Genomic DNA, 13,793 nt, shown 5'->3' with positions numbered 1-13,793 from the left:
CGCGTGAAGACAGTGGTTCGGCCAAGGAGCATCATTATGACCCCCAAGACGCTGCTTACAGTCATCGGCGCAGATCAGCCGTTACAAAGACTCACCCGGCCCATCGAACTTGCCAGTGCCAACAACTGCCATTTGTCGGTCGCGGTTATAGGAATCGCGATTGCGGCGAGTACCACCGCTTATGGTGCCATACCGGCCGACACTTGGGCCGAAGAGCGGGAAGCCGGAAAGAAGGCCACCACAGAGCAAGGTGAGCGGGTAGAGGCGATGCTCGCTAAATCCTCCGTTTCTGGTGATGTGTGTTCCTATTATTGCGACGAAGGGCAAATTGCCACGGTTGTTGGTGACCGGGCGCGCTATTCGGATCTCGGGCTGGCGATGCCTGCAAGTGGCCTCGATCAACGCTTGGCGGGAAAAGCCCTGGAAGGCTTCATCTACCACAGCGCGCGACCGTTCCTGCTCATGCCCGCTGAAGCAAAAGTCACGCTCTCACCATCGACGGTAATGATCGCCTGGAATGCCACCAAGGAGGCGGCACGTGCAGTCCACCTCTCGCTTGACACGCTCACCCGTACGAACCGCGTCCACGTAACCATGGTCGACCCGGTGGCTGGAGAGTTCGATCAGGGGGAGGAACCGGGAAACGACATCGCATCATATCTGGCGCGATACGGTATAGATGTGAGGGTCGACAGGCTTCCATCCGCAGGCACGGCGGTTTCGGAAGTATTGCTAAGACACGCGAACGATATCTCTGCCGAATTGATTGTGGCCGGCGCATATGGCCACTCCCGCCTGCGTGAGTTCCTATTTGGGGGCATAACCCGCGATCTCGTGGCCAACGACAGATTCCCGATCATTATGGCCCACTGATAGAAGAGCACATACCTGGACGCTCTAACGACGAGCCGACGAGATACCATTGGGCAAAGATGACCGACACGAAGACCGGTGAAAGTAATCCGGCCCACCACAGTGTTTTCACTGCGTGGGATGTATCCCCTGAGATGGTGCTGGATGCCCCTCACAGCGCTTCAACCAAGGAGGTTCTGGCGGCCTATGGTGTCGACGCCGCCAAGGGCCTGACCGATGGGGATGCGGCAGAACGCCTGCAAAAACATGGCCCGAACCTTCTCCGCCACCGGCGCCGCGCCAGTCTCATCTGGATTCTGCTCGGTCAGTTCAACAGCCCCATTGTCTTTCTTCTGGTTGCCGCGGCTGCCCTGGCCCTGCTTCTCGGAGAGAGAGTCGAGTTCGTGGCGATCGGGGCAGTCCTTCTTCTAAATGGCGTAATCGGCTTCACGACAGAATTGCGTGCGGTCCGTTCAATGGAGGCGCTCCGTGGGCTGTCCACCCGGTCCGCACTCGTGAAACGCAACGGCAACGTCGTTGCCCTCCCCGCGGAAGAACTGGTGCCCGGAGACATCGCCGTTCTGGATGCGGGAGACCTCGTTGCCGCCGACATGCGCATCATCAGTTCGGCAAATCTCGCTGCCGACGAATCGGCGCTGACCGGAGAGTCGTTGCCGGTCGGAAAGGGGATAGATCCCGTCGAGCGCGACGCCAGCCTCGCCGATAGGACATCTATGCTGTTCAAAGGATGCGCCATCACTCGCGGCACCGGCGAGGCGATGGTCACGGGCACGGGCATGAATTCGGAGCTTGGCCGCATCACGCGTCTCGTCGATGAGGCTGAACCGGAACGGTCGCCGCTCGAACGCCAACTCGCTCTCCTTAGCCGCCATCTGATCTGGCTCACTCTGAGTGTGACGGCCCTGGTCGGTGCAGGGGGAGTCGCTTCCGGCCAGGACGTGGCGCTGATGCTGAAATCAGCCGTAGCGCTTGCTGTCGCGGCCATTCCAGAGGGCCTTCCGGTCGTCGCAACACTCGCCCTCGCCCGTGGCATGCTTCGCATGGCCAAATACAATGCGCTGATCGAACAACTTTCGTCCGTGGAGACGCTCGGTGCCACCACCGTCATCCTCACCGACAAGACCGGGACGATCACCGAGAACCGCATGCACGTAGACCGGTTCGTGACATCGTCGGGAGAAATCAAATTCTCCCGGCACAACCGCCAGTTCCTCCTCGACGGACGCTTATTTCATCCAGAAGCAAGTGAAGATACGCACGCGCTTATCCGGACCGCCGTCCTCTGCAACAACGCATCGCTTGGCGATGAACACACTGCGTCGATCGGCGACCCGATGGAAGTCGCGCTCCTCGAACTTGGTAAAGCGGCAGGGATGGAGCGTGTTCTGCTGCTCGAGAAAATGCCGGAAATTACAGAACACGCATTCGACACGACGATGCGTATGATGGCGACCGTTCATGTGCAAAACGGAAAGTATCTTGTTGCCGTCAAGGGCGCACCGGAAGCAGTTCTGGAGCGGATAAGCAGCGTTCAACAAGGCTCTTGCGTCCGGCATTTCGACAAGGAGCTCCGCGAACATTGGATCACTGCCTGCGATGCGCTTGCACGCCAAGGTCTACGCCTGCTCGCAGTTGCTGGAAAGACCGTCGATCAATCTAATGCCGCCGCCTACGAGGATCTCACCCTGTACGGTGTCATCGGATTCCAGGATCCGCCCCGTGCGGACATTCGTGCCGCAGTAGCCGATGCCCGGCGCGCTGGCATTACGGTGATCATGGTCACTGGAGATCATGCCGCGACAGCTCAACATATCTCCGAGGCCGTAGGCCTATCGTCGCCTTCTGACCTAACCGTCGAGGGACGCGAACTCGGCGCGATTTCCTCCCTGCCCGAGAAAGACAAGGCTTCGCTACGCGAGAAACGCATATTCGCACGTGTCGATCCGGAACAGAAGCTGGATCTAATCGAGTTGCACCAGCAAGCGGGCGAAGTGGTCGCTATGACAGGAGATGGCGTGAACGACGCGCCGGCGTTGAGAAAGGCTGATATCGGGATCGCAATGGGACTTCGCGGGACGCAAGTGGCGCGCGAAGCGGCCGATCTCATCCTGCGCGACGATGCATTTTCGACAATCATCCACGCCGTGCGCGAAGGGCGTCTCATCTACACGAACATTCGCCGCTTCACGACCTATTTACTTTCATGCAACTTAAGCGAGATCCTTGTCGTCGGACTTGCGGTTTTCAGCGGGCTTCCCCTTCCCTTGCTGCCACTGCAGATCCTTTTTCTTAATCTCGTGACAGACGTGTTCCCGGCATTCGCTCTGGGGACGGTGGAGGCTGATCGCGACGTCCTATCACGCCCGCCGCGGCCCCCGATCGAGCCCATTCTGGCCCGGCCTCAATGGATTGCGATCGTCACGCATGGCGCAAGTATCGCTGCGGTTACGCTAACCGCGCTCGGCCTCGCCCTGACGGTCTTCGATCTGCAAGGCAGCGCCGTCACGACGATGTGCTTCCACACGCTCGCCTTGGCCCAACTCTGGCACGTTTTCAACATGCGCAACTGGCGTGAGCGCTTTTTGACCAGCATGGTCACGCGAAACACCTACGTGTGGCTGGCAATAGCGCTTTGTATCGGGATCCTTTTGGTGGCCAATCTGCAACCGGCAATCGCCGCTGCGTTGCAACTCGTTTCGCTGCCATCCGAGGTCTGGTTGACGGCAGTGATCCTGAGCTTTGTGCCTGTTGTTTTCCGCGAGGTGAGCATCGCAATTATCCGGTTTCGCCGATATCGCACGGTCGGAAAGGCGTAGCCAGAAACTCAACTTCGCGCCGTGTATAGTGCGAGCGTCACGCCGAAAATTCCTAGGACGCAGAGCGAGTCATATCCAAAGCCCAGCACTTGGCGTCTGCTGCGCAAGACCACGCCCGCGACATACACCAGCGTGACTAGCAGCCCCGAAATCAGGGCGAGTTCATGAACCAGTTCAAATTCATTGAGGATCGGACCGCCGGTGAAGAGAATATCAGCTGGCCAGACCAGCGCCAGCATCAGCAGATTGCTTCCAAAAATGTTGGAGATTGCGAGGGTGTATGCACCGAGCCGCACTGCGGCGATCGTAGTGCTTAGTTCCGGGAGCGACGTCACCCCGGCCAGCAGGGTCACGCCGACTAAACCGGTGCCCAGCCCTGTCTGGCTTGCCAACCGTTCGGCCGTAGCGATAGTCACCGCCCCTGCCCCCAATATCGCGGCCCCGAACAGGAGAAATCGAAGATTTAGCGTTGCTGTAGAAAGATCGGGAAAACTGCTCACGAAAATGCTCTCGCTTTCCGTGTCCCCGGGCTCGGGAACCTGGACAGGGGTCCATGGATCATCTTCATCATGCCGGCGCAAGACAGCCACGGCTGCGACATACAACAACCCCAGCAGAAAGGCGCCCGCTCCCATGTTCCACGCGTACTCGCGTTCGCCAAGCGCTAGAACTGAAAGCAGCAGCGCCAGTAATAAGGCTAAGATGGTTCCTTCGAGTACGGCGGTCGTTTTTCGGGGACATGAGGTAATCGGCCCGCGTCGGACAAACCCGTCAGCGATCGCCAGAATTACGAACTGCAGCGTGATTCCGCCGAAGAGGTTGCCGAGAGCAAGAGATGAAGAACCCGACGCTGATGCGATCCCCGTCGTAACAATCTCGGGTAGTGAAGTCGCAGCCGCAAGAAATATGAAGCCCATCATGGCGCGGCCAATCCGCAAGCGGTCCGCAATCTCGTCGGCGTAGACCACCAAGCGACTGCCACTGAGCCAGACCAAGGCGCCGGCCGTAGCGAAAATCACAGCAGTCGAAAACAGACCCATGTCAGGCAGCATTTCACCCGGTCCCTCGCGCGCCTATCAGCCACCTCTCGCATGATCGCCTTTTGAATTGTTCGAAAATGCACTTAAGGCAGCAAGAACCTCTTCGTCTCCCACCTGGGAGAAATCACGATAATATGTGCCGACGGAGAGAAACGGTTCGGGTTCTGCAAGGCACACGACCTGATCGGCCTCCTTATTCAAACGGCGGATCGTATCAGCCGGCCCCACTGGCACAGCAACGACAACTCGCGTCGGGTGTTCCCATCGTGTCATCTCCAAGGCCGCACTCAGGGTAGCGCCGGTGGCGACCCCATCGTCAACAATCACGACGTTTCGGTTCGCGAAGGCCGTTGGCTCCCGATCACCGAAATAGAGCTTCTGGCGTCGATCCAGCAACGATTCTTGGCGACTCGCCAGTCTGGCTACATCTTCGTGGGAGAGGCCCAGTTCCTCCACAATGTCATCGTTGACGGAGATGTGTGTGCGTTTGCGCCGGGAAATCGCGCCAACCGCCAATTCGGGTTGGCCTGGAGCGCCGACTTTACGCACCATCATTACGTCCAGATCCGCATGCAACGCACGAGCTATCACGGCAGCTACAGGCACGCCCCCTCGTGGCAGAGCGACAATGACCGGATCTTGCAATTCCAGCTTCGCGAGTTTCTCGGCCAATTGCCGTCCCGCGTCGGCGCGGTCCTCGAAGATCATCATCCGCCCTCCCCAAAATGCACTCAGTGCACGAGCATTGGACGCCCAACATTGATTGCGATCAACCCGACGAGCCTGCAGCCGTGTTTGTATTCGACAGAAAGCAGCATTGTGGAGGATCAAATGCAGACCGCGAAGCGCAAGGCTCTAATCGGCGATATAGGCGGAACGCACGCCCGTTTTGCGATCAGTGATATCGACGAACTTTCGGTCGAGCATTTTGCGGTTTTCGAAACGAAGATGTTCGACTCGTTGCAAGATGCCGTCCGTCACTATCTTGCTTCAGTTCCGACCCGTCCCCCCACTGCAGGTTTCGCAATCGCGGGCAGTGTGTCCGGCGAAACTATTCGCCTGTCACGCGCGCCCTGGACCTTTGCGCGCTCTGATATTGCCGACGTCTGTGGCACTCCTCACATCCATTTTTTGAACGACTTCGAAGCACTTGCGCTTGCCCTGCCCTATCTCAAGAAACATGACCTGCATGAGATCGCCGGTGGGGATCGCGATGAGCGTGGCGTAAGACTTGTCCTCGGACCCGGCAGCGGATTTGGTTGCGCGACGCTTTCACCCGCCGGTCGCGGCTGGAAATCAATTCCCGGCTTTCTGGGAGATGCATCATTCGGCGCGACGGACGAATGGGAACTCGCGATCAGGGACGAGGTCGCGGCTGCCTACGACGATGCGCCCCTCCACGAGGTCCTTTCGGGGCGCGGACTGGAAACCATCTACCGTGTTCGCAACCGTCTGACAGGACGCGGTGGTGAGGCGATACCTGCAATCGAAATTATCAAGGCGGCGGAAGAAGAGGACGAAAGTGCGGTCGAGACCCTCGATTGCTTCATATCCATTTTCGCGCGCTACGCCGGCGACGTGGCACTCACCGTGGGCGCCAGCGGCGGCATCTACCTGGCCGGAGGCATCGTACCCAAAATACTGCCGGCCCTTGCGAAACCGGGATTTCTAAAGCGCTTGCACGGTAGCGGAGGCAGATCAAACTACCTGACGGATCTTCCCGTTCATGCAATCCTCAGTTACGACGTAGGCCTCCGGGGCGTCGCGCTTGCCCTCTCGGACCGATTTCCCATGCATTCCCTGTCTGTTTGAAATGTCACAGAGACTGCTTTCCGAAATTCTCCTGAAAAAGACGTAAAACATCGGCGCGCCTGCACAATTCCGTTCCTGGCGTCATGACCGCCGCCGATCCGGCCGCCACGCCAAACCGAAACGCATCAAGGACTGAACGGCCCTCCATCAGCGACCACACCATTGCACCCACGAAGCTGTCACCGGCGCCTACCGCCGATTTTTCCCGAACGCGGATCGATGGGACGCGAACCACACCATCCGAGTTAACGAAAATCGCACCCTGCTGCCCCATGGAAACTACCACGTTTTCTGCTGCGCCGCGTTTGATGAGAGAAGCTGCCGCGTCACCCGCACCCGCTTGGTCAAGTTCCTCGCCGACGAGCCTTTCGAGTTCCCTCATGCTCGGTTTCAGCAGAAACACGTGGGATTGGTCCAACGTGATCTTGAGGGCATCTCCCGAGGTGTCGAGTACCAGTCGGCCACCCCGGCGATGAACCGAATCCGCCATTCGGCAATAAGTATCGGCCGGCGCGCCCCTGGGGAGGCTCCCGCTCGCGACCACATAATCGGCATGGTGGTTTTCAACAAATGCATGGACGGGCTCAATTTCAGCCCCTTCAACCCGCGGCCCATCAGGCACGAAGCGGTACTCGAACCCCGTATTTTCCTCATGCACCATCAACGCAATGCGGGTCGAACCTTCGATTTCGAAGCGGTGCGAACGTATGGAATGCCGCGAGAGACAGTGTTCGAACAAGGATCCGGTCTCTCCACCGGAAAGGTAAAGCAGTTCGGGAGCGCCTCCCAGTTCAGAGATGACACGCGCAACGTTCGTGCCCCCGCCCCCCGCGAAATGTCTCTGGTTCCATGTCCTCGTCTTGAAGGTGGGCCTTACATTGTGCGCGTCGCAAGCAACATCGATTGCCGGATTGAGTGCTATCGCAAGAACGTTGCTCATTCTTTGGAACTTCCTCTTGGCCGACCGGCCCGATCGGCCGCACCTGAATGGGACTGAAGCGAGCTAATGTACTTGGGCTCCGCTCCTGCGGACAAGCCGGGAAGCGCCCGATACCGCTAGCTGCTTCTATGCGGCGCTTTCCGAATGTGCTCTCTCGGCAGCCGCGACCTCTCGCTTGACTGCCAGAAAGCTGTCCGGAGTCACAGAAATCGTGTCGATCCCCTGGTCGACCAGAAAGCCGGCGAACTCTGGATGGTCGCTTGGCGCCTGACCGCACAGACCGACTTTGGCGCCAGCCAAATGCGCCTCCTGGATCACATTGGAAATCATCCACTTTACCGCTTCATCCTGTTCGTCGAACAAATCCGATAAAAGATCGGAGTCCCGGTCAATGCCGAGCGTAAGTTGCGTCAGGTCGTTCGAACCGATCGAAAAACCATCGAACCGTGAAGCAAAGTCCTTGGCGAGTATGACGTTCGAGGGGATTTCGCACATCACGTAAACCCTCAAATCGTCGACGCCACGCTCCAAACCATTCTCAGCCATGACAGAAAGGACTCGATCTGCTTCGGCGACCGATCGGCAGAACGGGATCATGACGACCACGTTGTCAAATCCCAACGTGTTACGAAGCCTTTCAATGGCACGGCACTCGAGCGCGAATCCGGCGCGGTAAGAGGGCGAGTAGTAGCGCGAAGCGCCACGGAATCCGATCATCGGATTCTCCTCCTCTGGCTCGAACGTCTCTCCGCCGAGCAGCCCGGCATATTCGTTCGTTTTGAAATCGCTCATGCGCACGATCACCGGCTTTGGATGCACTACCGCCGCGAGGCGGGCGAGGCCGCGTGAAAGCTTGTCGACAAAATACTCGGTCTTGTCGCCATAGCCACTCGTCAAGCTCTCGATTTTCCGGCGAGTGTCATCATCTTGGACGCGATCGAACTCGACGAGCGCCATCGGATGAACCTTGATGTGGTTGCTGATGACGAACTCCATCCGTGCCAGACCGACTCCGTCCGCCGGGATCTGCCACCAGCGGAAGGCTGCAGACGGATTGGCGAGATTGAGAAGGATCTGGGTCTCAGTCTCGGGCAGATTCCGCAACGAAACCTCTTTGACATCATATTCCGCAGCACCTTCATAGATAAAACCTTCGTCACCCTCCGCGCAGGACAACGTGATCTCCTGCTCGCTATGCAAACGCTGTGTCGCGTCGTGAGATCCTACGATCGCCGGAAGCCCGAGCTCACGACTGACGATCGCCGCATGTGAGGTACGACCGCCATGATCGGTGATGATACCGATTGCACGCTTCATGATGGGCACCCAATCGGGATCAGTCGTTCCGGTCACAAGAATGCTGCCATCGACGAAATCCTCGATCTGTTCGGGGCTTTCAATGAGGCAGACCCGACCGGTGATCACAGAATCGCCAATGCTCAGGCCTTTTGCCAGGACGGCCCCCCGTGACCTGATCTCGTAGGACTTCAGAACGGAGAGATCTCGTCCCACCTGAACCGTTTCGGGTCGGGCCTGAACCACGAAAAGACCACCGGTGTCTCCGTCCTTCGCCCATTCGATGTCCATTGGACAACCGTAGTGCTCTTCAATGACCACGGCCCAGCGCCCGAGCGTCAGAATATCTTCATCGTCGAGGACGAAGGACGAACGCTCGATCTTCGAGGTGGGTACGTTGCGGGTCTTCGCCTCGCCCTCCTGGTAGATCATCTTGATCTCCTTGCCGCCAAGCCTCTTTTCGATGATCGGCGAGAGAGCCACGTCGCTCAACAGAGGCTTGAATACAACATACTCGTCTGGATCGACCGCGCCCTGCACGACGTTCTCGCCCAGCCCCCATGCGGCGTTGATCACAGCGACCTTGTTGAAACCGGTCTCTGTATCGATAGAGAACATCACGCCGGACCCGCCTCTGTCCGCCCGCACCATCGGTTGCACGCCTATCGAAAGCGCAACCTTCATGTGATCGAAGCCTTTAACCTGCCGGTAGCTGATGGCGCGATCGGTGAAAAGCGAGGCAAAGCACCGCTTGCAGGCTGCGAGCAGTTCACGTTCCCCCCTCACATTGAGATAGGTCTCCTGCTGGCCTGCGAAACTTGCGTCCGGCAGGTCCTCCGCGGTCGCACTCGAGCGGACGGCGACATCTTCTTTGCCGGAATTCTCGCAGAGTGTCCGATAGAAGGATGCAATCTCCATCGCCAGTTCATCCGGCCAACTCGCTTTCAGAACGAGCGAACGCACGGCCCTGCCCGTCTCGGCAAGCGACACGTTGCCGTCGACATAGTGGCCAATTGCGACACGGATCGCGCTTTCCAGATCGTTCGCCTGCAGAAACCACCAATAGGCAGCCGACGTCGTGGCAAAGCCCATGGGAACGCTGATGCCCTTGGCACCGAGCGTATTGATCATCTCGCCGAGGGAGGCGTTCTTTCCACCCACCCTTGGCACATCGGTGCGGCCGGCCTCGTCCAACCAGATGACATTTGCTGACTGCGGCATGATGGTTGTTCCCGTTGAAAGCGTCCCAACCGGAGATCGAGGAGTGTTCTCTCCAGCATCCGGCTTTGATGCGGGAGTGAAACATCGGTGACGTATCGGCGCGTTGACCGACATCAAGCGAAGAGACCCGTTTGCGGGGAGCCGCGACATCTCGTAAATATCGCGCGCCGAAAATGCGCCGCGAGAACCAAAAAACGAAATGCGACCGCTGGATATTGCATCGAGGATGAATCTGAACGCGGGCTCGTTTATCGTCACGCTGTATGGCGACGCGGTGGTACCCCGCGAGGGGCCGCTTTGGACCGGAAACATCATCGAGATCTGTGAGCGGGTTGGCATCAGCGAGACGCTTGTTCGTACCGCTGTCTCAAGGCTTGTCGCGTCCGGAAGGCTGGAGGGCGAACGTCACGGCCGGCGGAGCTACTATGGATTGACGCAAGCCGCCCGGCGCGAATTCGATGATGCGGCAAGGCGTATCTACGGCCTCGAAGAAGGCGCCGCCGCTGACTGGGTCATCGCCGCTGAAGGAGATGCGGAGATGTTGAGTGGCTACGGTTTTGCACATCTCGGCTCGGGCACATTCATCGCATCGGAGACCGCGGCCGCCCGTGCGCGGTCGACCTTGGGGGCCGCGCTTTCGGCAAAGCTTGTTTTCCGCGCCGAATTGGAGCACTCCGGCCATGCCGGCGCTCTGCGCGAGTTCGGCAAAGCGCACTGGCCGCTCAAACAGCTCGAGGCAGAATACGCCACCTTTATAAACCTCTTCGGCGCACTCACCTGCCCGGAAGCTTCCGAATGGGACGCCGTCGCCCTTCGCCTTTTGCTTGTCCACGCATTCCGGAAGGCTGCGCTGAAAGATCCTGCGCTTCCTGCCGAAGCACTGGACGGCGAATGGATCGGAACAAAGGCCCGGGAAAAATTCACCATTCTCTATGCTGCGCTGTCCCGGGCGGTTGAGCCGTTTCTGGATGCACAACTGCGTGGGCCGGAAGGGTTGCTGACCGTTGACCGCGTGATCGTAGAACAGCGGATCGGCGGTATCTGAAATCTCTCCAGACAACCAAACATCACAGAGTTTCCATATTTTTGATTGACGTGTGATGCTTTAATTGTTAGCCTAGTTGAACGCCATTTGTGCGTCTAAGCTGGTTTGGTCGTTTGACCAGGGCCGGCCAGCGGTGCTGCGATTATCGTTACACGAACCTCAACCGAGAGCGCTGCCCGATGTATGCACAGCTTGTGAAGACTGACGAAAAGCGCCTGAAGTCTCTTGGCGAAATGGACCCTCAAGAACGGGCGTTCCAGGGGCGCATCGATCGAGGCGAGAAGATCGAGCCGAAGGAATGGATGCCGGAAGGCTATCGCAAGACGCTTATCCGCCAGATAAGCCAGCACGCCCACTCGGAGATTGTTGGCCAGTTGCCCGAGGGCAATTGGATCACGCGTGCGCCCACCCTCGAGCGCAAGGCGATCCTGCTCGCCAAGGTTCAGGACGAGGCTGGTCATGGGCTCTATCTCTATTGTGCCGCCGAAACGCTTGGTATTTCGCGCGACGAGATGTTCGAGCAGCTTCACTCGGGTCGCGCGAAATACTCCTCGATCTTCAATTATCCGACCCTCAGCTGGGCCGACATCGGCGCGATCGGATGGCTTGTGGATGGTGCCGCGATCATGAACCAGGTGCCGCTGCAGCGTTGCAGCTTCGGGCCCTACTCGCGCGCAATGATCCGCATATGCAAGGAAGAAAGCTTTCACCAGCGTCAAGGCTTCGACATCATGATGAAGCTTTGCAAAGGCACCGAGGCGCAACAGAAAATGGCCCAGGATGCGCTCGAACGATGGTGGTGGCCGTCACTGATGATGTTCGGGCCGGCAGATGGCGACAGCGTGCATTCCGCGCAGTCCATGGCGTGGAAGATCAAGCAGGACACCAATGACGAGTTGCGCCAGAAATTCGTCGATCAGACGGTTCCACAGGCCGATTTTCTCGACCTTAAGGTTCCCGATCCCGACCTGAAGTGGAACCAAGAACGTGGCAGCTACGACTTTGGCGAGCCGGACTGGGATGAGTTCTTCCAGGTCATCAGCGGCAATGGACCCTGCAATGAAGAGCGTCTCGGCGCGCGCGTGAAGGCTTGGGACGACGGCGCTTGGGTCCGCGAAGGGTTGATGGCGCATGCCAGAAAACACGCGAGGCGCACGACGCTCGCCGCAGCAGAGTAAGGTAGATGTCAATGAGCAGCGAGTGGCCTCTCTGGGAAGTTTTCATTCGCGGTCAGCACGGGCTGAACCACCGCCACGTCGGAAGCTTGCATGCGCCGGACGCGGAAATGGCGATACGCAATGCGCGGGACGTCTACACGCGACGCAAGGAAGGCGTCTCGATCTGGGTGGTGCGGTCATCTGAGATCACGGCCAGTTCGCCCTCCGAAAAGGGTCCGCTGTTCGACCCCGCCGACTCGAAGATTTATCGGCATCCCTCCTTTTTTGACATTCCCGATGAAGCCGGACATATGTGATGGCTGACAAAGCACTCTTCGAGTTTCTCACCCGCATAGGGGACACCACGCTCGTGCTGGGACACCGCGTCTCCGAATGGTGTGGCCATGCCCCCGCGCTGGAAGAGGATATCGCTCTTGCCAATACCGCGCTCGATCTAATCGGGCACACACGGATGTGGCTGTCGCGCGCTGGCGAAGTCGAAGGGAAAGGCAGAACCGAAGACGATCTGGCGTTCCTGCGTGAGGCGCACGAGTTTCGCAATTATCTGCTAGTCGAACGACCGAATGAGGATTTCGCGGTAACGATCACGCGGCAATTCCTGTTTGATGCCTGGCATCGGCTGATGTTGATCTCGCTGCAAGAGTCGTCCGACCAGCGCGTTTCGGAGATCGCGGAGAAGGCCTCCAAGGAGGTCGCCTACCACGTCGAACGTTCCACCGACCTTGTCGTCCGTCTCGGTGACGGGACCGAGGAGAGCCATCGGCGAATGCAGCACGCCGTCGATATTCTCTGGCCCTACACCGGCGAACTTTTCACCGACGACGAGACTGATCGCGAGTTGTCGGACCGGGGGATTATCCCCCTACCCTCGTCGCTGGAGGGGGAATGGAAGACACACGTCGACGGCGTGCTCTCGGCCGCAACGCTGGTGAGGCCCGAGCGGGAGTATGCGCACAAGGGCGGCAAGGCGGGTGTCCACACGGAACATCTCGGATTCTTGCTTGCTGAAATGCAGGTCACACACCGGGCGCACCCCGGCGCAACCTGGTGATCGTCATGACCGCTGTTATGGAACGGCCGACGCTGGATCAGATCTGGGCCTGGCTCGACCAAATTCCGGATCCCGAAATTCCGGTCATTTCACTGGTCGACCTTGGCGTCATTCGCGATGCGCTCTGGAAAGGCGACACGTTGCACCTGAAAGTGACGCCGACCTACTCCGGGTGTCCGGCAACTGCTGTCATCAATCTCGATATCCAACAGCATTTGCGCGCCAATGGCATCGACAAGCTGGTCCTCGAACGACAGTTGTCGCCAGCCTGGACGACCGACTGGATCTCCGAGAAAGGGCGGCGAAATCTGCAGAAATTCGGCATCGCACCACCGCCAAAAGACGGCGAACACGGAAGCTATGGCGCATTGCTGGGCCGCGTTGTCGAATGTCCGCGTTGCGGTTCGAAGACCACCGAGCGGATCAGCCAGTTCGGTTCGACGCCGTGCAAGGCGAGCTATCGCTGCACAGAGTGTCTCGAACCGTTCGACTATTTCAAATGCATCTGAGATCCGAGGTAT

At 58.7% G+C, this 13,793-nt stretch carries 12 protein-coding genes; 8 read left to right on the top strand and 4 right to left on the bottom strand.

Translation table 11 applies throughout. The features are described from left to right. Positions 1-36 precede the first annotated feature (36 nt). Both LC298_RS16100 and LC298_RS16095 read left to right on the top strand, forming a co-directional pair. Positions 37-873: a universal stress protein gene (locus LC298_RS16100; protein ID WP_131570901.1), complete on the top strand. Its 837-nt coding sequence runs from the start codon at positions 37-39 to the stop codon at positions 871-873. Between the two features lie 59 nt (positions 874-932). Then, positions 933-3,689 (top strand): cation-translocating P-type ATPase, encoded by a 2,757-nt coding sequence (locus LC298_RS16095; RefSeq protein WP_199223333.1) that lies wholly within the window; start codon positions 933-935, stop codon positions 3,687-3,689. Positions 3,690-3,697: 8 nt separating this feature from the next. Here the strand turns inward: LC298_RS16095 and LC298_RS16090 are convergent, their stop codons facing one another. Both LC298_RS16090 and LC298_RS16085 read right to left on the bottom strand, forming a co-directional pair. Further along, entirely contained in the window at positions 3,698-4,741 is a 1,044-nt protein-coding gene (locus LC298_RS16090) for a sodium:calcium antiporter (protein WP_131570903.1), read from the bottom strand. 24 nt (positions 4,742-4,765) lie between these two features. Further along, positions 4,766-5,440 carry a phosphoribosyltransferase gene (locus tag LC298_RS16085; protein ID WP_131570905.1) on the bottom strand — a complete coding sequence of 225 codons (675 nt, stop codon included), beginning with the start codon at positions 5,438-5,440 and terminating at the stop codon, positions 4,766-4,768. A gap of 120 nt (positions 5,441-5,560) precedes the next feature. Here LC298_RS16085 and LC298_RS16080 point away from each other — a divergent pair, with 120 nt between their 5' ends. Next, positions 5,561-6,541 carry a glucokinase gene (locus tag LC298_RS16080; RefSeq protein ID WP_131570907.1) on the top strand — a complete coding sequence of 327 codons (981 nt, stop codon included), beginning with the start codon at positions 5,561-5,563 and terminating at the stop codon, positions 6,539-6,541. Between the two features lie 4 nt (positions 6,542-6,545). On the opposite strand, the gene LC298_RS16075 is transcribed toward LC298_RS16080, so the two are convergent. Next, positions 6,546-7,481: a 1-phosphofructokinase family hexose kinase gene (locus tag LC298_RS16075; RefSeq protein ID WP_131570909.1), complete on the bottom strand. Its 936-nt coding sequence runs from the start codon at positions 7,479-7,481 to the stop codon at positions 6,546-6,548. 126 nt (positions 7,482-7,607) lie between these two features. Then, the gene (ppsA, locus tag LC298_RS16070) at positions 7,608-9,998 is read right to left on the bottom strand and encodes a phosphoenolpyruvate synthase (RefSeq protein ID WP_199223334.1); all 2,391 of its coding nucleotides are present in this window, start codon (positions 9,996-9,998) and stop codon (positions 7,608-7,610) included. A 226-nt stretch (positions 9,999-10,224) separates the two neighbouring features. Here ppsA and LC298_RS16065 point away from each other — a divergent pair, with 226 nt between their 5' ends. From LC298_RS16065 to paaD, 5 genes are all read left to right on the top strand, one after another. Then, positions 10,225-11,043, top strand: a complete 819-nt coding sequence (locus tag LC298_RS16065) for a PaaX family transcriptional regulator C-terminal domain-containing protein (RefSeq protein WP_158284802.1) — start codon at positions 10,225-10,227, stop codon at positions 11,041-11,043. A 179-nt stretch (positions 11,044-11,222) separates the two neighbouring features. Continuing rightward, a complete protein-coding gene (gene paaA / locus LC298_RS16060) occupies positions 11,223-12,221 on the top strand; it encodes a 1,2-phenylacetyl-CoA epoxidase subunit PaaA (protein ID WP_131570913.1) in 999 nt (332 codons plus the stop codon). Between the two features lie 11 nt (positions 12,222-12,232). After that, the gene (paaB, locus tag LC298_RS16055) at positions 12,233-12,517 is read left to right on the top strand and encodes a 1,2-phenylacetyl-CoA epoxidase subunit PaaB (protein ID WP_131570915.1); all 285 of its coding nucleotides are present in this window, start codon (positions 12,233-12,235) and stop codon (positions 12,515-12,517) included. Next, positions 12,517-13,272, top strand: a complete 756-nt coding sequence (gene paaC / locus LC298_RS16050) for a 1,2-phenylacetyl-CoA epoxidase subunit PaaC (RefSeq protein ID WP_131570917.1) — start codon at positions 12,517-12,519, stop codon at positions 13,270-13,272. Before paaB ends, paaC begins: the two co-directional genes overlap by 1 nt. A 5-nt stretch (positions 13,273-13,277) precedes the next feature. Beyond that, the gene (gene paaD / locus LC298_RS16045; protein WP_199223335.1) at positions 13,278-13,781 is read left to right on the top strand and encodes a 1,2-phenylacetyl-CoA epoxidase subunit PaaD; all 504 of its coding nucleotides are present in this window, start codon (positions 13,278-13,280) and stop codon (positions 13,779-13,781) included. The last annotated feature ends 12 nt before the right edge of the window (positions 13,782-13,793 follow it).

The organism is Oricola cellulosilytica, assembly GCF_019966575.1.
Lineage (GTDB): Bacteria > Pseudomonadota > Alphaproteobacteria > Rhizobiales > Rhizobiaceae > Oricola > Oricola cellulosilytica.
This window is presented reverse-complemented; position numbering and strand designations above follow the sequence as displayed.

Bases quoted from the DNA above. Each gene is read 5' to 3' on its own strand.
- LC298_RS16100 (WP_131570901.1), top strand. From the start codon at position 37: ATGACCCCCAAGACGCTGCTTACAGTCATCGGCGCAGATCAGCCGTTA.
- LC298_RS16095 (WP_199223333.1), top strand. From the start codon at position 933: ATGACCGACACGAAGACCGGTGAAAGTAATCCGGCCCACCACAGTGTT.
- LC298_RS16090 (WP_131570903.1), bottom strand. From the start codon at position 4,741: ATGCTGCCTGACATGGGTCTGTTTTCGACTGCTGTGATTTTCGCTACG.
- LC298_RS16085 (WP_131570905.1), bottom strand. From the start codon at position 5,440: ATGATGATCTTCGAGGACCGCGCCGACGCGGGACGGCAATTGGCCGAG.
- LC298_RS16080 (WP_131570907.1), top strand. From the start codon at position 5,561: ATGCAGACCGCGAAGCGCAAGGCTCTAATCGGCGATATAGGCGGAACG.
- LC298_RS16075 (WP_131570909.1), bottom strand. From the start codon at position 7,481: ATGAGCAACGTTCTTGCGATAGCACTCAATCCGGCAATCGATGTTGCT.
- ppsA (WP_199223334.1), bottom strand. From the start codon at position 9,998: ATGCCGCAGTCAGCAAATGTCATCTGGTTGGACGAGGCCGGCCGCACC.
- LC298_RS16065 (WP_158284802.1), top strand. From the start codon at position 10,225: ATGAATCTGAACGCGGGCTCGTTTATCGTCACGCTGTATGGCGACGCG.
- paaA (WP_131570913.1), top strand. From the start codon at position 11,223: ATGTATGCACAGCTTGTGAAGACTGACGAAAAGCGCCTGAAGTCTCTT.
- paaB (WP_131570915.1), top strand. From the start codon at position 12,233: ATGAGCAGCGAGTGGCCTCTCTGGGAAGTTTTCATTCGCGGTCAGCAC.
- paaC (WP_131570917.1), top strand. From the start codon at position 12,517: ATGGCTGACAAAGCACTCTTCGAGTTTCTCACCCGCATAGGGGACACC.
- paaD (WP_199223335.1), top strand. From the start codon at position 13,278: ATGACCGCTGTTATGGAACGGCCGACGCTGGATCAGATCTGGGCCTGG.